16 protein-coding genes and 1 pseudogene are annotated in these 21038 nt (G+C 71.9%); 9 read left to right on the top strand and 8 right to left on the bottom strand.

What is annotated here, in order from left to right; genetic code table 11:
* Positions 1-160 precede the first annotated feature (160 nt).
* Both ACFVYF_RS02805 and ACFVYF_RS02800 read right to left on the bottom strand, forming a co-directional pair.
* Positions 161-723: pseudogene (locus ACFVYF_RS02805) on the bottom strand (MFS transporter); the annotation flags it as partial.
* An 84-nt stretch (positions 724-807) separates the two neighbouring features.
* Positions 808-1410: a hypothetical protein gene (locus ACFVYF_RS02800; RefSeq protein WP_389449718.1), complete on the bottom strand. Its 603-nt coding sequence runs from the start codon at positions 1408-1410 to the stop codon at positions 808-810.
* A 118-nt stretch (positions 1411-1528) separates the two neighbouring features.
* Between ACFVYF_RS02800 and ACFVYF_RS02795 the strand changes: the two genes are divergently transcribed.
* The 3 genes from ACFVYF_RS02795 to ACFVYF_RS02785 all read left to right on the top strand — a co-directional run bounded on the left by ACFVYF_RS02795 (position 1529) and on the right by ACFVYF_RS02785 (position 3776).
* Positions 1529-2602: an exo-alpha-sialidase gene (locus tag ACFVYF_RS02795; RefSeq protein ID WP_389449715.1), complete on the top strand. Its 1074-nt coding sequence runs from the start codon at positions 1529-1531 to the stop codon at positions 2600-2602.
* A 37-nt stretch (positions 2603-2639) separates the two neighbouring features.
* Positions 2640-3359, top strand: coding sequence for an NADPH-dependent F420 reductase (gene npdG / locus ACFVYF_RS02790; RefSeq protein WP_389449712.1), 720 nt, complete (start codon positions 2640-2642; stop codon positions 3357-3359).
* A gap of 228 nt (positions 3360-3587) precedes the next feature.
* Entirely contained in the window at positions 3588-3776 is a 189-nt protein-coding gene (locus ACFVYF_RS02785; protein WP_389449709.1) for a hypothetical protein, read from the top strand.
* On the opposite strand, the gene ACFVYF_RS02780 is transcribed toward ACFVYF_RS02785, so the two are convergent.
* The gene (locus tag ACFVYF_RS02780; protein WP_389449706.1) at positions 3766-4566 is read right to left on the bottom strand and encodes a site-2 protease family protein; all 801 of its coding nucleotides are present in this window, start codon (positions 4564-4566) and stop codon (positions 3766-3768) included. The genes ACFVYF_RS02785 and ACFVYF_RS02780 overlap by 11 nt on opposite strands.
* 170 nt (positions 4567-4736) lie before the next feature.
* On the opposite strand from ACFVYF_RS02780, the gene ACFVYF_RS02775 reads away from it, so the two are divergent.
* A complete protein-coding gene (locus ACFVYF_RS02775) occupies positions 4737-8426 on the top strand; it encodes a BTAD domain-containing putative transcriptional regulator (protein ID WP_389450623.1) in 3690 nt (1229 codons plus the stop codon).
* A gap of 29 nt (positions 8427-8455) precedes the next feature.
* Here ACFVYF_RS02775 and ACFVYF_RS02770 read toward each other — a convergent pair whose 3' ends face one another.
* The 5 genes from ACFVYF_RS02770 to ACFVYF_RS02750 all read right to left on the bottom strand — a co-directional run bounded on the left by ACFVYF_RS02770 (position 8456) and on the right by ACFVYF_RS02750 (position 14265).
* Complete coding sequence (locus ACFVYF_RS02770; protein ID WP_389449703.1) at positions 8456-9280, bottom strand: ABC transporter permease; 825 nt, start codon at positions 9278-9280, stop codon at positions 8456-8458.
* Positions 9277-10302 (bottom strand): ATP-binding cassette domain-containing protein, encoded by a 1026-nt coding sequence (locus tag ACFVYF_RS02765; protein WP_389449699.1) that lies wholly within the window; start codon positions 10300-10302, stop codon positions 9277-9279. The genes ACFVYF_RS02770 and ACFVYF_RS02765 overlap by 4 nt, the downstream gene beginning before the upstream one ends.
* A gap of 532 nt (positions 10303-10834) precedes the next feature.
* Complete coding sequence (gene panB / locus ACFVYF_RS02760; protein ID WP_389449697.1) at positions 10835-11719, bottom strand: 3-methyl-2-oxobutanoate hydroxymethyltransferase; 885 nt, start codon at positions 11717-11719, stop codon at positions 10835-10837.
* Positions 11720-11839: 120 nt separating this feature from the next.
* Positions 11840-12910, bottom strand: a complete 1071-nt coding sequence (locus tag ACFVYF_RS02755; RefSeq protein WP_389449694.1) for an SIS domain-containing protein — start codon at positions 12908-12910, stop codon at positions 11840-11842.
* Between the two features lie 71 nt (positions 12911-12981).
* Positions 12982-14265 (bottom strand): PTS transporter subunit EIIC, encoded by a 1284-nt coding sequence (locus ACFVYF_RS02750; protein ID WP_389449691.1) that lies wholly within the window; start codon positions 14263-14265, stop codon positions 12982-12984.
* A gap of 225 nt (positions 14266-14490) precedes the next feature.
* Here ACFVYF_RS02750 and ACFVYF_RS02745 point away from each other — a divergent pair, with 225 nt between their 5' ends.
* From ACFVYF_RS02745 to ACFVYF_RS02725, 5 genes are all read left to right on the top strand, one after another.
* Positions 14491-15279 carry a GntR family transcriptional regulator gene (locus ACFVYF_RS02745; protein ID WP_389449688.1) on the top strand — a complete coding sequence of 263 codons (789 nt, stop codon included), beginning with the start codon at positions 14491-14493 and terminating at the stop codon, positions 15277-15279.
* 149 nt (positions 15280-15428) lie between these two features.
* Entirely contained in the window at positions 15429-17021 is a 1593-nt protein-coding gene (locus tag ACFVYF_RS02740; protein WP_389449685.1) for an MFS transporter, read from the top strand.
* A 159-nt stretch (positions 17022-17180) separates the two neighbouring features.
* A complete protein-coding gene (locus ACFVYF_RS02735; protein ID WP_389449683.1) occupies positions 17181-17801 on the top strand; it encodes a TetR/AcrR family transcriptional regulator in 621 nt (206 codons plus the stop codon).
* A gap of 222 nt (positions 17802-18023) precedes the next feature.
* Positions 18024-19061 carry an endonuclease/exonuclease/phosphatase family protein gene (locus ACFVYF_RS02730; RefSeq protein WP_389449680.1) on the top strand — a complete coding sequence of 346 codons (1038 nt, stop codon included), beginning with the start codon at positions 18024-18026 and terminating at the stop codon, positions 19059-19061.
* Positions 19062-19205: 144 nt separating this feature from the next.
* On the top strand, positions 19206-20429 hold the full coding sequence (locus tag ACFVYF_RS02725; protein ID WP_389449677.1) for an MFS transporter: 1224 nt from the start codon (positions 19206-19208) through the stop codon (positions 20427-20429).
* The last annotated feature ends 609 nt before the right edge of the window (positions 20430-21038 follow it).

Below are 21038 nucleotides of genomic sequence, written 5' to 3'. Positions count from 1 at the left end.
TCGCCCTCGTGGGTGCCGATCGCGGGTGCCGGGTGCCGGGTGCCGGGTGCCGGGTTGCGGAGAGGCGGGCGGCCGGGAGTGGTCCCGCCGGCCCGCACTTCCTCACGATCCCCAGCCCCGCACCCCCTCGCGACTCCCGCCCCGCACCCCTCCCGTCAGCGAGCGACCACTCGGCGTCCAGCTCGTCCGCGAGGAACGGCAGCACGGCGAGGGGCATGGCGAAGAACATCGCGGCGAGGTCGATGGCGTACGTCCCGAGCAGTTCCTTACGGCTCCAGGCGTACCGGGCGCCCTCCGCGATGGACCGCAGCGACGGTTTCGCGGCCTCGTGGGCGGCGGGGCAGGCCGCGAGCCCGACGATCAGCACCACCGACACGACGAACGTCGCCAGGTCCACGGCGTACGCCCAGCCGAGCCCGGCGTACGCCACGACCACCCCGGCCAGGGCCGGGCCCGCGACCCCGCCGACCGTCCAGCGCAGCGAGTTGAGCGAGGCCGCCGCCGGCAGGTGCTCGTGCGGGACGATCCGGGGCACCAGCGACCCCGTACAGCGGCCACACCGTCGGATGCGGCAGCAGCGCGTTGGCCGGCAGCCCGGGCACACAGCACGCCCTGCCCGGCCTCCGTCCAGACGATCAGCTTCCGCTTGTCCAGGGCGTCGGCGAGCGCCCCGCCGTACAGGCCGAAGACGATCAGCGGTACGAGTCCGACGGCCCCGACAGCGCAGGTTCCCGGAAGGGCACCTTCTTATCGGCCCGGGACGCCCGCGGGGGAGTCCGTGGCGCCGGAAAACCGCCGGAGCCCGGCCTACCACCGCGCCGGCGGCGGCGACGTCAGCTGGTCGGCGAGCCGGGACAGCCGGTCGCGAAGGCGCCGCCGACCCCGGGGAGCTGGCAGCGAGTTCTCGCCGGCCGCCGCGCTGACCAGGTGCTGGACCGTGTCGAGGTCGAGGTCGGGACCGGGCGGCACGGCGAGGGACTCATGGGCCAGCGCCTGGAGTTCACGGTCGCCCGCGTCGAGGGCGAGGACCGTCGCGCCGGCCTGCCGGGCGTCGTGGACCCGCTCCAGGAGCGGCGCCCCGGGCGCGGCCGGCGACACCACGAGCAGGGTCTCACCGCGCCGCGCCGCCTCGATACGGCCGAGACCCACGGCCAGATGGGCCGGATCCGAGGCCCGCGCCCCGTGCCGCACCAGCGTCGGCGACAGCTCCGGTGTCCCCGACCAGGCGGCCTCGTCCACCAGATGCGCCGCCAGGTGCCACGGCTCGTAGTCGGCCGTCCCCACCAGCAGCAGCCCGCCGCCGTACGACACCACGGACCCCCGCAGGGCCCCCGCGAAGCGGCGCGTGGCCCCGAGCCACTCGGTCCCGGCGAGCACTTCGCGCAGCAATGCGACCCGTACGGCGTCCATGGAAGGCATCCTGCCGCAACCGGCCGTTCGTCAGGCGGAGTTCACCACGAATTCGCCCAAGATGGGCAAGGGGCACCGATCGAAGGCCACACCCCAGTTCCGACCGAGGAGCCCGCCCATGACCGAGGCAAGCATCCCCTTCCGTGCCGGCCGCGAGGGCTACGCGAGCTTCCGGATCCCCGCGGTCGTCGCCACCGCGACCGGTACCCTGCTCGCCTTCTGCGAGGGTCGAGTCGGCTCCGCGCAGGACCACGGGAACATCGACATCGTGCTGAAGCGGTCCGGCGACGGCGGCCGCACCTGGGGCCCCCTCCAGACCGTCGCCGGCAACGGGGACAACCTCGCGGGCAACCCGGCCCCCGTCGTCCTCGACACCGGCCGGGTCCTCCTCGTCCACGTCCGCAGCGCGGCCACGGCGACCGAGGACGCCCTGCTGCGCGGCAAGGTGAAGGCCGCCGACGGGCGCCGCGTCTGGGTGCAGCACAGCGACGACGACGGAATGACCTGGTCCGGCCCGAAGGAGATCACCGGGCAGGTGAAGAAGGCGGCCTGGCGGTGGTACGCCACCACGCCCGGGCACGGCATCCAGCTCAGCACCGGCCGGGTCGTCGTCCCCGGCAACCACACCGTCCCGCCCACCGGCACGGACAACGGCACCGAGGCGAAGTACAACAGCGGGCACTGCCTGCTCAGCGACGACCGCGGCGCGACCTGGACCCTCGGCTACCTCGACGAGAACACCAACGGCTATGTGAACGTGAACGAGACCACGGCGGCCGAACTCCCCGACGGCCGGGTCTACTTCAACACCCGCAACGACTCGCCGTCCCCCGGCAACCGGGCCGACGCCCACTCCCGCGACGGCGGCAGAACCCTGGAGAAGCCCTTCCGCCCGCAGGCCGGACTCGTCACCCCCGTCGTCCAGGGCAGCCTCCTCCAGCTCCGCGACCCCGACCTGCTGCTGTACGCGGGACCCGCGGACCCCGCCTTCCGGGCCCTGATGACGGTCCGCGCCTCCGCCGACGGCGGCACCACCTGGCGGCCCGTCCACACGGTCGACGGACTGCCCGCCGCGTACTCGGACCTGGTCCGCGCCGACCCGGCGACCGTCGGACTCCTCTACGAGACGGGCGACTTCGGCGCGTACGAGACGATCACCTTCCGCCGGATCCCCGTGAGCACGCTCACCTGACCCGCGCCCGCGGGATCCGCGCACGTAAAGTCGGCCCATGACCTCTACTGACCAGTCCTCCGCCGCCGGCGCACAAAAGGCCCCCGCCAAGGACCCGTGGGACCTTCCCGACGTCTCCGCTCTCGTCGTCGGCGTCCTCGGCGGCACCGGCCCCCAGGGCAAGGGCCTCGCCTACCGCCTCGCCAAGGCCGGCCAGCAGGTGATCATCGGCTCGCGCGCCGCGGACCGCGCGCGGAGCGCCGCCGAGGAGCTCGGGCACGGCGTCGAGGGCGCGGACAACGCCGAGTGCGCGCGGCGCAGCGACATCGTGATCGTGGCCGTGCCGTGGGACGGACACGGCAAGACGCTGGAGTCCCTGCGCGAGGAACTGGCCGGCAAGCTCGTCGTCGATTGCGTCAACCCGCTCGGCTTCGACAAGAAGGGCGCCTACGCCCTCAAGCCCGAGGAGGGCAGCGCCGCCGAGCAGGCCGCCGCCCTGCTGCCCGGCTCGCGGGTCACCGCCGCCTTCCACCACCTCTCCGCGGTGCTGCTCCAGGACCCGGAGGTCGACGAGATCGACACCGATGTGATGGTCCTCGGCGAGGAGCGCGCGGACGTCGAGATCGTGCAGGCCCTCGCCGGACGCATCCCGGGCATGCGCGGCATCTTCTCCGGCCGCCTGCGCAACGCCCACCAGGTCGAGTCCCTGGTCGCCAACCTGATCTCCGTCAACCGCCGCTACAAGGCCCACGCGGGGCTGCGGCTGACGGACGTGTGACGTTTGACGTGTGATCGGCGTACGGGCGTACGGGCGTACGGGCGTACGGACGTGGGGCGTACGGGCCGGCGCCCCGACCGGGCCCGGACCCGGCCGGGGCGCCGGGCGCACACCGCGGCGCGGACCCGGCGCGAGCATGGGGGACACTGGGGGCCGTACGACCTCGTCCCACCTCCGGGTACGACCTGGTACCACCTCGTCCGACCGTCCCGTCAGGAGCCGACCCCCATGCCCCGCCTCGCCCTGTATGCCCTGATCGTCTGTCTGATGTCCGTGGCCGCGGCCGTGGTCTCCTTCGTCCAGGGCAGCCTGCTGGGGATCGTGTGGGTACTGCTGGCCGGGCTGTCGTCCAACATGACCTGGTACTACGCCCGGCGTGCCCGGGCCGGCCAAGGGTCCGGTTCTGTCACCGGCTGACGGAGCAGAACTCGTTCGTGCCCTGCCAGAAGCGGTAGAGCTCCTGGCCGCAGTAGCGGTGTACGTCGTCGATCCCCAGGCTGTTCAGGATTCCGTAGATCGCGTCGAAGAAGACCCCGTTCACCGACGGGATCCACAGGACCGCGAACACGGCCAGCAGGCCGAACGGCGCGAACGGCTCCACCTGCCGCCGGATGGTGTACGACAGCCAGGGCTCGATCACCCCGTACCCGTCCAGGCCCGGTACCGGCAGGAAGTTCAGGATCGCGGCCGTGACCTGGAGCAGGGCCAGGAAGGCCAGCGCGTACTGGAAGTCCTGGGGCACGCCGTCCAGCGCGTGCAGCCAGAACGGGGCCGTGCACACCACCGCGAACAGGACGTTCGTGAGCGGGCCGGCCGCCGAGATCAGGCTGTGCTTCCAGCGGCCCTGGATGCGGTTCCGCTCGATGAAGACCGCGCCGCCCGGCAGGCCGATCCCGCCCATGATCACGAAGATCACCGGGAGGACGATGCTCAGGAGTGCATGCGTGTAGGCGAGCGGATTGAGCGTCAAGTACCCTTTTGCGCCGATCGAGATGTCGCCGCTGTGCAGGGCGGTGCGTGCGTGCGCGTACTCGTGCAGGCACAGGGAGACGATCCAGGCGGCCGTCACGAACAGGAACACGGCGATGCCGGGCTGCTCGGCGAAGCCGGTCCAGGTCGCCCACGCGGTGACCGCCGTGACGGCCAGGATCCCGAGAAAGACGGGACTGATCCTCCGGTCGCTGCGACGGGACGCGGCGGTGGTCATGGGGCTCCCTGGGCTGGTGATGAACTGTTCGTCGGGCCGGTCGGCCTGCCCGACCGTACCGGGCGCAATCCGAAAACGTCTCGCGATCCTCTCCGAGTTCCGGGGAAGGTGGGGGTATGAACATGGGGGCGGCGGCACATGCTGACGAGGACGGGATGACGCCGGAGACAATGGACCCCGTGCGCTACCGCATCCTCGGCACCACTCAGGCACTCCGCCCCGACGGCACCCCCGTCCCGCTGGGCGGGGCGCGGCTGCGCGCCCTGCTGACCGTGCTCGCCCTGCGGGCCTCGCGGACCGTGCCCGCGGCCCAGCTCGTCGACGAGGTGTGGGACGGCGACCCGCCCGCCGACGCGACCGGCGCGCTCCAGGCGCTGATCGGACGGCTGCGCAGGGCGCTCGGCCCGGACGCGGTGGACTCCGCGGCGGGCGGCTACCGCCTCGCCGCCGCCCCGGACGACGTCGACCTGCACCGCTTCGAGCGGCTGGCCGGCGAGGGCACACGTGCGCTGTCCGACGGCGACGCCGCCAAGGCGGCCGTGGTCCTCGACGACGCCCTCGCCCTGTGGCACGGTCCGGCGCTCGCCGACCTCCCCGACCGCACCGCCGAGTCGGCCCGCTGGGAGACCAGGCGTCTGGACGTACGCCGGGCCCGCCTCACCGCCGCTCTCGCCCTCGGCCACGCCGAACAGGCGCTGCCCGAGCTCACCGCCCTGTGCGACCTCCACCCCCTGGACGAGCCCCTGCAGGTTCTCCGGCTGCGCGCCCTCCGTGACGCCGGCCGCACCGCCGAGGCCCTCGCCGGCTATGAGTCCGTACGCCGGCTGCTGGCCGACCGTCTTGGTTCGGACCCCGGGCCCGAACTGCGGTCGCTGCACGGGGAGTTGCTGAGCCCGGCAGCGGTGCGGCCGCCGGCTCCCGGCTCCCGCGGGGGCGGCGGCGCTCCGCCGGCCGCCGGTCCCGGGTCAGGTGGTGCGGGCCGCGGTGCTCAGGGACGGGATCAGCGCGTGTCCGGGGCGCCCGCCGCCCCGGCCGTCCCGTCGGCATCGAGCCCGCCGCCGTATCCGTCCCCGGCCGGACAGCCTCCGGTCGGACAGCCGCCGTATCCGTCCCCGGCCGGACAGCCGCCGGCCGGACAGCCGCCGTATCCGTCCCCGGCCGGACAGCCCCGTACCGGCGAGCGCACCGGCCCGGCAGCACGGCATGCCATGGCCGACGGGCGTGACCCGGCCGACGGTCACGTGTCGCCGGACGGCGCCGGACCCGCTCAGTACGCCGCTCAGCACGCCACGAGGGGCGCCGCCTCCGAGGTGCCGGGCGGCGCGGACGCGGCTCCGCGGGTCCGCCCCGCCCTCCAGCCGGCCGGCAACCTCCGCGCCCGTCTCACCTCCTTCGTCGGCCGGGAAGCCGACATCGCCACCATCCGCGAGGATCTCGCGGCCGCCCGGCTCGTGACCCTGCTCGGGCCCGGCGGGGCCGGGAAGACGCGGCTGTCGCAGGAGGCCGCCGAGGCCGTGGCGTACGCCGCGCGGGACGGGGTGTGGCTGGCCGAACTGGCGCCGGTCGACGATCCGGAGGCTGTGCCCGAGGCCGTCCTCACCGCGGTGGGCGCCCGGGAGACCGTGCTGCGCGGCGCCGGTGCCGAGGAGCTGCGGGCCGCGGCCGACCGGCACGACGACCCCCTCGCCCGGCTCGCCGAGTACTGCGCCAAGCGCCGCATGCTGCTCATCCTGGACAACTGCGAGCACGTCGTGGACGCCGCCGCCCGGCTCGTCGAGCATCTGCTGGAGCGGTGCCCCGAACTGACCGTACTGGCCACCAGCCGCGAACCCCTCGGCGTACCGGGGGAGTTGCTGCGTCCCGTGGAGCCGCTGCCCGAGCCCGTCGCCATGCGGCTGCTCGCCGACCGCGGCGCCGCGGCCCGGCCGGGGTTCCGGACCGAGGACGACCCCGAGGCCGCGGCCGAGATCTGCCGGCGGCTCGACGGGCTGCCGCTCGCCATCGAACTCGCCGCCGCCCGGCTGCGGATGCTCACCCCGCGTCAGATCGCCGACCGGCTCGACGACCGCTTCCGGCTGCTGACCTCCGGCAGCCGTACGGTCCTGCCGCGGCAGCAGACCCTGCGGGCCGTCGTCGACTGGTCCTGGGAACTGCTCGACGAGGACGAACGCGAGGTGCTGGGGCGGCTGTCCGTCTTCGCGGGCGGGTGCGATCTCGCCGCCGCGGAGGCCGTCTGCGGCCCCGCCGCGCTGGAGGGGCTCGGTTCGCTCGTCGACAAGTCCCTTGTGGTGGCCGCCCCTTCGACGGACGGGGGGATGCGCTACCGGCTCCTGGAGACCGTCGCCGAGTACGCGGGCGAGCGCCTCGACGCATCCGGCGGCCGCCCCGCGGCCGAGCGCGCGCACCTCACGTACTACCGCGAACTCGCCCGCACCACCGACCCCGAACTGCGCGGCCCCGGCCAGCTCGCCGCGCTCGAACGGCTCCAGCGCGAGTACGAGAACCTCCGCACCGCCCTGCGGCACGCCATCGCCGAGCGGGACGAACAGGAGGCGCTGTGCCTCGTCCTCTCCCTGGCCTGGTACTGGCAGACCCGCGACCAGCGCATCGAGACCCGCACCTGGGCCAGTGAGGTCATGACGCTCGGCCCCGACCCCTTCGCCCCGCCCGTGCTACCCATCGAGCCGCTGTACGAAAGCTGCACGGCCGCCCCGCCGCCGATGCGCCCGGAGGTCCTCGAAGAGGCCCGGCGCGGGATCCATCTCATCCATCTGTCCTGTATGGACATGGACTTGACCACCTGGCAGTCCCCCGAGGCCGAGCGGAAGCTGCGCGCCATCAGCGACGCCTACCGGCCCGGCCTGCCGCAGACCTGCCGCATCCCCGGCTACCTGTGGTTCTACGCCGTCATGCTGACCGGTGACATGGAGCGGATGCGCTGGGTCATCGACACGACGGTCGTCACCTGCCGGGAACTGGGCTACGACTGGGAACTCGCCGTCTCCCTCCAGATGCGCGCCAACATACTCGCCAACCGCTCCGACTGGGCGGGTGACGCGACCCGCGACGCCGAGGAGGCGCTGGAGATCTTCGGCCGGATCGGAGACGCCTGGGGCGCCGCCGAGGCGCTCTCCGCGCGCGGCGAGGCCCACGAGCGCCGGGGCGCGTACACACTCGCCGCCGCGGACTACCTGAAGGCCATCTCCTACGCCGAACAGCTCGGCGCCCACACCCAGACGGCGGTGCTCAGTGCCCGTCTCGGCAGCGTCCTGATCGAGTCCGGCGAGCCCGAGCGGGGCGAGCGGATGCTGCGGGACGTGCTCGCCGAGGGACACGGCGCCGTCAACGAGGCGATGCCCGCCTCCCGTCTCTTCCTCGCGATGTGGCTCGGCCGCACCGACCGCATCGCGGAGGCACGCGAGCAGATGAGCCTGCTGCGCGCGGACTTCGAAGCCGTCAGCTTCGTGGTCTTCGACGGATTCGTGCTCGGTGTGGAGGCCTGGCTGGACGCGGTCGACGGGCAGTACGCGAGCGCCCGGGCGAAGGTGCGTTCGGCGATGGAGCGGGCCGTGGATCCGCTGTCGAAGATGATCGCGCCGCACATGGCCTCCGCCCATCTGGCCACCGCAGCCGTCGCTCTCACCGGTCTGGACGGCGGCCGGCGCGCCCGGGACGCGGCCCGGCTCCTCGGTGCCGCCGACCACCTGCTGCCGCCAGGGCACTTCGCGGGCCCGATGGAGGAGGAGGTGCGCGGGCAGGCCGAGGCGGGTGTGCGGGCGCTCCTCGACGACGCGACGTACGAGGCCGCGTACGCCGAGGGCGGCGGCCTCTCCCTGGAGGAGGCCACCGCCCTCATCTGACGCGGACCGGGCACTGCCGGGGTGCAACGTCAGCTCTTGGTACGGAACTTGTGGATCGCCACCGGTGCCATCACCGCCGTGATCACCGCCGTCCAGCCGAGGGTCACCCACAGGTCGTGCGCGACCGGGCCGCCCACCATCAGACCGCGGGCGGTGTCGGCGAGGGAGGAGAGCGGGTTGTAGTCGGTGAAGGCCTGCAGCCAGCCCGGCATGGTCCGGGGCGGCGAGAAGATCGACGAACCGAACTGCAGCGGCATCAGCACCAGGAAGCCCATGGCCTGCACGGACTGGGCGTTCTTCATCGTCACCCCGAGGACCAGGAAGATCCACATCAGGGCCGAGCCGAAGAGGACCGCGAGCCCCACGGCGGCGAACAGGCCCGGCCAGTTGGTGATGTCGAAGCCGACCAGCACGCCGACGATCATGAGGATCGTCGTCGCGACGAGCATCCGCATCAGCTCGACCACGATCTTGGCGAAGAGCACCGAGCCCTGGCCGATCGGCAGGGTGCGGAAGCGGTCCATCACACCGGTCTGGAAGTCCTGGTTGAAGCCGGTGCCGACGGCCGTGGCGATGTTCATGCCCATCATCGCCATCAGACCCGGCACCACGTACTGCACGTACTGGTCCTGGCCGCCGCCGAGCGACTGCCCGATGGAGCCGCCGAAGACGTACACGAACAGCAGGGTGAAGACGATCGGCATCAGGACCGCGTCGAACATCGACTCCGGGTCCTGCCGGATCCACAGCAGGTTGCGGCGGACCAGGGCGCCGATGTGGCGCGCGTGCGCGCGGGGGCTGATACGGCCCTCGTCCTTCGCGGCGAGGGGGACATCGATGGCGGCGGTGGTCATACGGAGACCTCCTCGTAGGCGCGGGCCGGGGTGCTGTCCTGCGGGGCACTGGCCTTGTGGCCGGTGAGGGACAGGAACACCTCGTCCAGACTGGGCAGTTCGGTGCTGATCGAGCCGATCGTGATGCCGCGCGCGGTGACCGCGCCGACGACCGCGGTGAGCTGCTCGTCGCTCAGGATCGGGACCAGCACGGTGCTCGTCCCGGTGTCCACGGTGGAGGTGGCGAGGCCGGTGAGGCCCAGCTCGTCGAGCATGGCGGCCAGCGGGCGCAGCTCCAGCGGGTCCACCGGGCGGACGCGCAGGGTGCGGCCGCCGACCTTCGCCTTCAGCTCGTCGATCCGGCCGCTGGCGATGACCTTGCCGCGGTCGATGACCGTCAGCTCGGAGGCCAGCTGCTCGGCCTCCTCCATGTACTGGGTGGTGAGCAGCACGGTGGCGCCTTCGGCGACCATGCGCTTGACCTCCCGCCACACCTCGTTGCGGGTGCGGGGGTCCAGGCCGGTCGTCGGCTCGTCCAGGTACAGCACGGCCGGGCTGCCGATCATCGAGGCGGCGAGGTCGAGCCGGCGGCGCATACCGCCGGAGTACGTCGCCGCCGGGCGCTTGGCCGCGTCGGTGAGGGAGAAACGCTCCAGGAGCTCGTCGGCCCGTCGGCGGGCGTCCTTGCGGGACAGGTCCAGCAGCCGGCCGATCATGTACAGGTTCTCCCAGCCGGGGAGCTTCTCGTCCACGCTGGCGTACTGGCCGGTGAGCCCTATCACGCGGCGCAGTTGACGGGGCTGCGTGAGGACGTCGTAGCCGGCCACCGTCGCCTGGCCGGAGTCGGGGGTGATGAGAGTGGACAGCACACGGACGAGGGTGGTCTTGCCGGCGCCGTTGGGACCCAGCACGCCGAGCACGGTGCCCTCGTGCACGTCCAGGTCGACGCCGTCCAGCGCCTTGGTCTCGCCGTAGTGCTTGACCAGTCCCCTCACGGTGACGGCGCTCCGGGCGCCGCCGGGGTTCTTGTCGATTCGCGTCATGTCCACAAGCTGTCAGCCCCCACCGACAAACCACCGACAGCTCCCCGACAGCCGCGCGGGACCCCCGACATATCACCGACAGCACGGTGTCAGCCCGTATGGTGCGGGAGATTTTCAGCCCGTACGGTGCCGGAGATCCTCAGCCCGTACGGTGCTGGAGATTTTCAGCCCGTCCGGCGTTTGAGGACGAGCGCGCAGCGCGACAAGGGGGGTCTGGGGGCGCAGCCCCCAGGTACGGGACGGGCAGGGGCGGAGGGGGCGAAGAAACCCCGTCCTACCCGCGGTCAGGAACCCGTCCTACCCGCGGTCAGGAACCCGTACTACCCCCGGTCGGGAACCCGTACTACAGGAACCCGTTTGACCCCCGGTCAGGAAACGGCACAGCCCCACCGACGGGGGAAGATCGGCGGGGCTGCTTGGTGCCACAGTGGCTCAGTGAACGCGGCACCCTCACGGGCGCCGGACAGCTGGACGCAGGGCCTCAGCTGGACGCACGGCCTCGGTGGACGCAGGCCTCAGCTGGACGCGGGACTCAGTGGACGGAGTGCTCCTCCAGAGGGAACGTTCCGCCGACCACGTCGTCCGCAAACGCCCGCGCCGCGTCGCCCATGACCTGACGCAGATCGGCGTACTGCTTCACGAAGCGCGGCATCTTGCCCCCCGTGAGACCGAGCATGTCGGTCCAGACGAGCACCTGCGCGTCGGTCTCGGCACCCGCGCCGATACCGACCGTCGGAATGTGCAGAATCCGCGTCACCTCCGCGGCCAGCTCCGCCGGAACCAGCTCGAGCACCACGGCGAACGCCCCCGCGTCCTGCACCGCCTTGGCGTCCCGCAGCAGCTGCTGCGCGGCCTCCTCGCCGCGGCCCTGCACGCGGTAGCCCATGGAGTTCACGGACTGCGGGGTCAGGCCGATGTGCGCCATGACCGGGATGCCGGACTCCACCAGCAGCTCGATCTGGCGATGCGACCGCTCGCCGCCCTCCAGCTTCACCGCGCCCACCCCGGCCTCCTTGACCAGCCGGGTGGCCGAGCGCAGGGCCTGGACCGGGCCCTCCTGGTACGAACCGAAGGGCAGGTCGCCGACGATCAGGGCCCGGCTGGTGCCCCGGACGACCGCGGCCGACAGCATGGTCATCTCGTCGAGGGTGACGGGAACCGTCGTCTCGTACCCCAGGTGGCAGTTGCCCGCCGAGTCGCCGACGAGCATGACCGGGATACCGGCCTCGTCGAAGACGGACGCGGTCATCGCGTCGTACGCGGTGAGCATGGGCCACTTCTCGCCGCGCTCCTTGGCGGCGGTGATGTCACGCACGGTGATGCGGCGTGTGCCCTTGCCGCCGTACAGCGCATTGCTGCTGTCGGACTTCCGGCCAGAGTCCTGGCCCGGCTTCGGGGCAGCCGAGAGCTGCGTCATCGCAACGGCTCCTTATGTCATCTCGAGGCGCCCTGACGGCGTCCCCGGATCACCTCCATGGTGGCACCTCGTGGCGTGCAAGACCAGACCGGGCCCGGCGGTCGTTCCTCACGTCCGCCGTCAGCCGTTCCGGCCCAGGTCGGGGGAGGCGAGCGCGAAGTCCGACGGGTCCACACCGCCCTCCTTGGTGTCGTCGTTGGCGAAGACGAACGACTCGATGGGGATGTTCCGCTCCCCGCTCAGCGTGGCCACCAGCTCCTGTACGACGACGGTCTCCAGTACGACCCGGGCCGCGGGCGCCGTCCCGGGCAGCCGGACCACGGCGAGGTGCTCGCCGGCCGCGACGTCACGGGTGGTCACGAGCAGGGTGAGATGCCCCGCTCCGGACAGCGACCGGGCGAGGGAGATCTCCCGGTCGTCGCCGAGGACGAGATGCAGGGTGTTGCCCGCGGACTCCATCTCGCCGTGCAGATAGCTGCGGGTCGCGGACGCGGTGGCGGGCATCCGTACGACCTCGCGCAGCAGCAGGGCCGCCTCCTCGGCGGAGGCCCGTGAGGCACCCGAGGCGACGGCGTCCGCGGCAACGCAGCGCGCCGCCCGGGCCCGCACGGTGCCGATCACCCGGGCGGCTTCGGCGCGCACGGCCGTGGTCTGCTCGGTGATACGCCCCCAGGTGCCCTCGGAGTCGTCGCGGCCGCTGATCGCGCCGGCGATCAGGTCGAGGGCCACGACGGTCGCGGTGAAGCCGGTGGTGGATGCGTACGAGTCGGGTTCGTTGCCGAGGTCCACGGTCAGGCCGGCGAGGTCACCGAGCGGCGACTGCGGCACGTTGAGGACCGCCGCCGTCGGCAGCGTCTGCTCCTGGGCCGCCTTGAAGGCCGCGAGCGTCTCCGAGCTGCGGCCGCCCTGGGACACACCGACCAGCAGATCGGTGTCGAAGCCGCGGGTGCCGTGCTCGATCTCGTCGGCGAGGACGCGCTGGGTGACGACCCCGTGCTCGCGCAGGGCGGTGACGGGTACGGCGAGGGCCGCGAAGGAGGCGCCGATGCCGGTGAAGAGGGGGCGCCGTGCCTTCCGCAGCCGTTCGGCGGCGGAGCCGGAGAGCTGGTCGCGGACGTGGGCGACGACGCGAGCGAGCGCCTGCGGCTGCTCGGTCTGTCCCGCCAGGAAGGTGATGCGGGTCGCGGACATGGTGGGAGGTTCCTTTCGTGCGCCCCGGCGCGGGGGGCGGGAGTGGGCGGTGAAGGGGCCGGCCGTGCTGGTCAGGCCTTGGCCGGGGAGCCTTCGGTGTCCGTGGGAGCCGGCCCGGTGTCCTCGGCGACCGGTTCGCGGCCCGGCGTCGGGAGGTTGAACCGGACGATCGCGAAGCGGAAGATCACGTAGTAGACGGCCGCGAAGGCCAGGCCTATCGGAATGAGCAGCCAGGGCTTGGTGGCGATGCCGAAGTTGACGACGTAGTCGATGGCGCCGGACGAGAAGCCGAAGCCGTCGCGGATGCCGAGGGCGTAGCAGACGGCCATCGAGACGCCGAAGAGCAGCGCGTGGATCGCGTACAGGACCGGCGCCACGAACATGAAGCTGAACTCGATCGGCTCGGTCACGCCGGTCACGAACGAGGTGAGCGCGACCGAGATCATCATGCCCTTGATCATCTTGCGGTTCTCGGGGCGTGCGGTGTGCGCGATCGCCAGGGCCGCCGCGGGCAGCGCGAACATGTAGATCGGGAAGCCGCCGGTCATGAACTGCCCGGCGCTCGGGTCGCCCGCCAGGAAACGCGCGATGTCGCCGTGCACCTCGGTGCCGGTGGCCGGATTGGTGTACGAACCGGCCTCGAACCACGGGAAGAACGAGAAGAAGTGGTGCATCCCGATCGGGATCAGGGCGCGCACCACCACACCGAAGATGCCCGCGCCCCAGGCGCCGGTGCCGACCAGCCACTGGCCGAAGTGGAAGAACCAGCTGCCCACGGTCGGCCAGATCACGCCGAAGACGATGCCCATGCCGACGCCCGCGAAGGCACTCAGGATCGGGACGAGCCGGCGGCCGCCGAAGAAACCCAGCCATTCGGGAAGTCTGGTGCGGCTGAAGCGCTGGTAGAGCAGCGCGGTGACCAGGCCCATGACGATGCCGCCGAGCACCTTGGCGTCCAGCGGCTGTCCGTCGGCGCCCTTGGGGAAGGCGGCGCTGGCGAGGACCGCCTTGAAGACTAGATAGCCGACGACGGCGGCCAGCGCCGTGGAGCCGTCGGCCTTCTTGGCGAAGCCGATGGCCACGCCCACGGCGAAGAGCAGCGGCAGATAGGTGAAGACCGTCTCGCCGCCGGCGGCGAGGACCATGCCCAGCTTGCGGACGATCTCGGGGAAGTTCTCCCGGCCGAGCAGATCCGTACCGCCGAGGCGGGTCATCAGGGCGGCCGCCGGCAGCGTGGCGACCGGCAGCATCAAGCTGCGGCCGATGCGCTGCATGACGGCCATCACGCCGCTGCCCTGCTTCCTGCGGGGTGCCTTCGCCCTGGGGGCAGGCGCCGTTGCCGTGCCGCTGCTCATCCGTCTTCCTCCGTGCCTGAGAGACCTCCGGTGGTCCTCCACCGACCATCAAGGTAAGCAGTGGTATTTGATTGGTCAATACTCATATGCAGTGGTCTATTCACGAGCGGTCGGCTATTCGTGCGGCCCCGTACTGGCAGGGTGGCTGCAGGAGGCATCGCCCGACTCAAGTGGTACGCGGTGGTATTCTATTGGGTATCCATCGCACGCACCGAGGAGCAGTACATGCGCGACGACGCCGACGCCCACCCGCCCCGTGCGCCCCACCGCACCAGTGGGTCGGACCCGCTCTGGCGCCAGGCCGCGGACGTCATCCGCGCCGACATCGAGCGGCGGGGTCTGGCGGAAGGCGACAAGCTGCCCTCCGAGCGGGATCTCTGCGCCCGGCTGGAGATCTCCCGCGTCACCCTGCGCAAGGCCCTGGGGCACCTCGTCGACCAGGGCATCCTCACCGCGACGCACGGCCGCGGCTGGTTCGTCGCCACCGCCCCCGCGCCCTCCACCACCGCCTCCTCGCGTGACTGGCCCAATGACCTGGAGTCGTTCACCGCCACCGCCCGCCGTAAGCGGATGACGCCGGCCTCCCTCGTGCTCCGGCAGGTCAGGCGCCCCGCCACGCTCGACGAGGCCGAGCGGCTCGACGTACCGGCCGGCACCGAGCTGTTCGGTCTCGACCGGGTGCGGCTGCTCAACGACGTCCGTATCGCCGTCGACCGCACCCTCGTCGTCGCGGAACTCGTCGCCGGCCTGGACGAGGACGAGGTCGACTTCACCTCGGCCTCGCTCTTCGAGGAACTGCGCCGTCGCGGTGTCGAGCTGGACCGCTCCGAGGCCACCATCGAGGCCCGTACGGCGGACGGCGAGCTGGCCGGACACCTGGAGATCGAGCCGGGCTCACCGGTCCTGGTGCTCGACCAGGCCATTCACGACAGGGACCGGCGGCCGGTGCTGCTCTCCGTCGTCGAGTACAGCGGCGAACGGTACCGCCTGCGCACCACCCTGCAGACAGTCTGACCCGCCTCGCGGTCCACCCCGCCCGCCAAGGGTCCTCAGCACGCAGACCTAGGTCCTCTTCCGTCCAGACCTAGGTCTCTGTGTAAGTTCTCCGTAAAGCATTTACGATACGAGACGGTGCCGTATCGGAAATCGTTAGGATGGCGGTCATGACAACCTCCGCTCCCTCCGCAGAACGGCGTGTGCCCGAAGCGGTGCATCGGCGCCGCTGGCTCATCCTCGGCGTGCTCATGCTCAGCCTGCTGATCGTCGTACTCGACAACTCGATCCTGAACGTCGCGATCAAGACCATCTCGACCCCCGCGCCCACCGGCCTCGGCGCCACGCAGGGCGAGCTGGAGTGGGCCATCAACGCCTACACGCTCGTCTTCGCCGGCCTGCTCTTCACCGCGGGCCTGCTCGGCGACCGGCTCGGCCGCAAGAAGGTACTGCTCGCCGGTCTCGTCGTGTTCGGCATAGGTTCGGCGCTGGCCGCGGAGTCCGGCTCGCCGGTCCAGCTCATCGTGTTCCGCGCGATGATGGGCTTCGGTGCCGCCTTCGTGATGCCCGCCACCCTCGCCGTCCTGATGAACGTCTTCGAGCGCGACGAGCAGCCCAAGGCCATCGGCATCTGGGCCGGCGGCGTCGGCCTCGCCATCGCGATCGGCCCGATCACCGGCGGCGTGCTCCTCGACCACTTCTGGTGGGGCTCGGTCTTCCTGATCAACGTGCCGATCGTGATCGTCGCGATCGCCCTGATGGTCTGGCTGGTCCCCGACTCCCGCGACCCGAATCCCGGTCGCGTAGACCCGGTCGGCGTCGTCCTGTCGGTCGTCGGTCTCGTGCTGCTCGTCTACGGCATCATCAAGGGCGGCCAGCTGGCCGACTTCACCGACGCGGCCGTCCTCGCGAGCATCCTGGGCGGCCTCGCCGTACTCGTCGCGTTCGTCGTGTACGAGAAGCGCAGCGACCACCCGTCCATCGACGTCACGTACTTCAAGAACAAGGTCTTCTCGGCCGCCATCTCCGCCATCGCGCTCGTCTTCTTCGCGCTGATGGGCGTGACGTTCTTCTCCGTCTTCTACACCCAGAGCGTGCGCGGCTACTCGCCGCTGCAGACCGGTCTGCTGATGCTGCCGCTGGCCGCCGCCCAGATCATCTTCGCGCCGCGCGCCCGCCTCGTCGTCGACCGCTTCGGCAACAAGGCCACCTGCACGGCGGGTCTGCTGATGTTGGCCGCGATGCTGGCCGCGTTCGCCACGCTGGACGCCGACACGCCGATCTGGCTCCTCGAGGTCATTTTCTTCTTCATGGGCACCGGCATGGCGCACATCATGACCCCGACCAGCGTGGTCATCATGCAGGCGCTGCCGCGTGAGAAGGCGGGCTCCGCCTCCGCGCTCAGCAACACCTTCCGCCAGGTCGGCGGCGCCCTCGGCATCGCGGTCCTCGGCTCCGTGCTGTCCACCGCCTACCGCAACGGCATCGAGGACAAGCTCTCCCTGCTGCCGCCCGGTCTGCGGCACACCGCGGGCGAGTCCATCGAGGCCACCCTCGGCGTCGCCGCCAAGCTCGGCCCCCAGGGCAAGGCCCTCATCGACCCCGCCAACGACGCCTTCCTGCACGCCATGCACGTGACGGCGCTGTGCGGCGCGGGTGTCGCGCTCGTCGGCGCGGTGGTGGTCGCCGTGTTCCTGCCGGGCCGTCCCGCGGCTTCCCAGGAGGGCAAGCAGGAGCCGGAGTTGGCGACGGCCGAGCACTAGCCGCCACAACGGACAGGGCACGCAGGCGTACGCAGCCGAAGGCGCCGCCCGCGCAGGCGCCGGGTTCGCCGTCACCTCCGACGGCGACCCGGGCGCCGGGCACCCTCGGACCGCGTACCAGGGAGAATCACCCCAGTGCACCGAAGGAACGGAGTCGACGTGAGCCTCGCGGACAGCCGTGGCAGGCAAGAGGGCCACTCCCGGGGCCGCCCCCGCAGCGAGGCCGTGGAACGCTCGATCATCGAGGGCGCGATGAAGCTTCTGGAGGAGGGCGTGCCCCTCGGGGAGGTCTCCATCGAGCGGATCGCCCGCACGGCGGGTGTCGGCAAGGCGACCATCTACCGCCGCTGGCGCGGCAAGGAGGAGCTGTTCGTCGACGTCCTGCGGGCCGCCGAACCTCCGGAACCGGAACTCCCCGGCACCTCGATGCGCGACGACCTCGTCGTCCTCCTGGAATCGCTGCGCCAACGCGGCCTGATCAACCGCTCGTCGGCGATCCTGCACAACGTGTTCGCCCAGATGAAGAGCAGTCCGAAAATCTGGACCGAGTACCACGAGACCGTCATCGAGCCGAGGCGCCGTATCGTCTTCGGGGTCCTGCGCCGCGGACAGCGCAACGGTGAACTCCGCGACGACGTCGACGTCGAACTCCTCAACGACCTCTTCGTCGGACCCATGCTCCTGCGCTCCATCATGCGCCCCGCCGCCGACCTCCCCGAGGACCTCGCGGAACGGATCGTCGACACGGTCCTGGAGGGCCTGCGGCCGACCACGCCGTAGTGCCGTGACCCGCGCGGTAGTTCATCGGGCAATCATGGGCCCGCATGTGCGTGTTTCGTCACAGAGCACGGGGTCGGGGCCCATATCCGGAACTCCGGACACCGAGTTGCTCGTCCTCGTGCCCGTACGGCCGTTCATACGGCGGCAGGAAGGGCACCGATCATCCCCTAGGGTCGTAGGCGCGGGACAGACGGTGTGCACGGCAAGTTGTGAGGCGACGGTATGGCGCAGGCGTATATGACGGAGACGGGCAGCGGAGGCTCGGGGCCCGAGCGCCGAGGATCCCGGCTTCGACGCCTGCTGGACGGGTGGCGGGGCGATCGTGGCATCTGGCGCCGCGGCCTGATCCTCGCCGCGGTCGCGCTGCTCCTCGCCCTGGTGATGCTGCTGCACGCGCAGATCCCCAACACCATCGGCAACCTCGGCAGCCTCACGGAGACGTTCCTGCCCTGGCTCGGCGTCGCCGTCCCGGTGCTGCTGGTCCTCGCGCTGGTCCGGAAGTCGGTGACCGCGCTGATCGCCGTGCTGCTGCCCGCGATCGTCTGGCTGAACGTCTTCGGCGGACTGCTCTCGGACAAGACCGGCTCGGGCGGTGACCTGACCGTCGCCACGCACAACGTCAACGCCGACAACCCGGACCCGTCCGGCACCGCCCGTGACGTGGCCGCCTCCGGCGCGGACGTGGTGGCCCTCGAAGAGCTGACGGCCTCGGCGGTCCCGGTCTACGAGAAGGCGCTGACGTCGACGTACCGGTACCACTCGGTGCAGGGCACCGTCGGGCTGTGGAGCAAGTACCCGCTGACCGGTGCCCAGCCCGTGGACATCAAGCTGGGCTGGACGCGTGCGATGCGCGCGACGGTGGACACACCGGCCGGCTCCATCGCCGTGTACGTCGCCCACATGCCCTCGGTACGGGTGAAGCTGGAGGCCGGCTTCACGGCCCGCGAGCGCGACAAGAGCGCCGACGCGCTGGGCGAGGCGATCGCGCACGAGTCCCTGCGGAAGGTCGTCCTGCTGGGCGACCTGAACGGCACGATGAACGACCGCGCGCTGAACGCCGTCACCGCGCAGATGCGCTCCACCCAGGGTGCGGCCGGCAGCGGCTTCGGCTTCAGCTGGCCCGCGTCGTTCCCGATGGCCCGGATCGACCAGATCATGGTCAAGGGCATCGAGCCGGTGAGCTCGTGGACGCTTCCCCGGACCGGCAGTGACCACCTCCCGGTCGCCGCCCGCGTGAAGGTCGACGCAACCGGTTCTTAACCTCGGGGAATACTGGGCCTGAGAGACTTTGTTTCCCCCCTGAACTTACGCGTCCCGTGTACATCGGTGTGCACGGGCGCGGCCCTGTGTGCGGATGCGTCCCTCCGGGATCCCGCACGCCCACGCTCGTCTGAAAGGCCCCTCATGCCCCTGGCCCTGCTCGCCCTTGCCGTGGGCGCCTTCGGCATCGGTACCACCGAGTTCGTGATGATGGGACTGCTGCCCGACGTCGCGGACGACCTGCACGTCTCGATCCCCGTCGCCGGGCATCTCGTCTCGGCGTACGCGCTCGGTGTCGTCATCGGCGCGCCGCTCCTGGCAGCGGTCACGGCCCGGCTCTCCCGCCGCAAGGTCCTGATCGCGCTGATGGGCCTGTTCGTGCTCGGCAACGCGCTCTCGGCGTTCGCGCCCGACTACCACTGGCTGCTGGCCGCCCGCTTCCTGAGCGGACTGCCGCACGGCGCGTTCTTCGGCGTCGGCGCCGTCGTCGCCACCAACCTGGTGGCCCCCGAGCGCAAGGCCCGTTCCGTCTCGCTGATGTTCCTCGGGCTGACCGTGGCCAACATCGCGGGGGTGCCCGTCGCCACGCTCATGGGCCAGCACCTGGGGTGGCGTGCCACGTTCCTCGGCGTCAGCGCGATCGGCGTGGCCGCCATAGCCGCGCTCGCGCTGCTCATCCCGCACGACCACACGCACGCGCCGGCCGGCGGTCTGCGCGGTGAGCTGGCCGCCCTGCGGTCCCTTCCCGTCTGGCTGGCCCTGGGCACCACCGTCGCGGGCTTCGGCGCGCTGTTCTCCGCGTACAGCTACATCACGCCCATGCTCACGGACGCGGCCGGGTACGCCGACGGCAGCGTCACCCTGCTCCTCGCCCTGTTCGGCGTGGGCGCGACGGCGGGCAACCTGCTGGGCGGCCGCCTCGCCGACCACTCCCTCCGGGGCACGCTCTTCGGCGGCCTCGTGTCCCTGGTCGTGGTCCTCGCGCTCTTCCCGGTCCTCATGACCGCGCAGTGGAGCGCGGCCGTCGGGGTCACCCTGCTCGGCATGGCCGCGTTCATCACGGGGTCTCCGCTGCAGCTGATGGTCATGGAGAAGGCCGCCGCGGCTCCGTCGCTGGCGTCCTCCGCCAACCAGGCCGCGTTCAATCTCGCGAACGCCGGGGGTGCGTGGATCGGGGGGCTCGCCCTCGCGGCGGGCTTCGGGGCGACGTCTCCGGCCGTCGCCGGTGCGGTGCTCGCCGTTCTCGGCATCGCCGTGGCCGGTACGGCGTACGTCGTCGACCGGCGCCGCGCCGCCGGCCTCACGGCCACCCCGGGCCGCCTCATCGCCACCCACGTCCCCCACCCCCAGGAACCCGCCCACCACTGACCCCGGGCCGCCCGCCCGGGTGCGCTTCTCCCCGGCACCTGGGGGTGCCGCCCGGGTGGGCTCGGTCCTCGGCACCTTGGGGGTGCCGCCCGGGTGGGCTAGGTCCTCGGCACCTAAGGGTGCCGCCCGGGAAGTCCCAGTCCCGGCACCTAGGGGGTGCCGGGACTGGATGCTCCCGGCCCCGTACCTGCATGGGCACCCTTCGCTGGTGCGGGCGTGGGGGTGGGTCGGCGAGCCCGGCGCTAGCGGGGTGCCGCTGCGCCCACCCTCCCCCACTCTCGACTCCGCTCGACCGGGGGGGGACCCCCATCGCCCCTAGCGGCACGCATGCCCGCAGCTACAGCGGCTCTGCCGGCCCCGGGGGGCTCGCTGCCCCGCAGCTATGACCGTCCGGCCGGCTGCCCCCGCCCGCGACCCCCACCTACCCGCAGTCGCCCACGCACCGAAGGGGCCGTGCCGGTACATCACATGCCCGTCGCCATGCGGCAGGACGGGCAACCGAGCGCCCCCAGCAGACAGCACAGCCGGTAGGGCGACGGGCGGATGTACCGGCACGGACCCGACCCACCGCCCCGCGCCAGGCGACCACCCACCGCCCCGCGCCAGGCG

It is taken from the genome of Streptomyces sp. NPDC058274 (genome assembly GCF_042881375.1).
In the GTDB taxonomy this organism is placed as follows: Bacteria; Actinomycetota; Actinomycetes; order Streptomycetales; family Streptomycetaceae; genus Streptomyces.
Note: the sequence above shows the minus strand (reverse complement) of the source record. Positions and strands in the feature narration are given on the sequence as shown.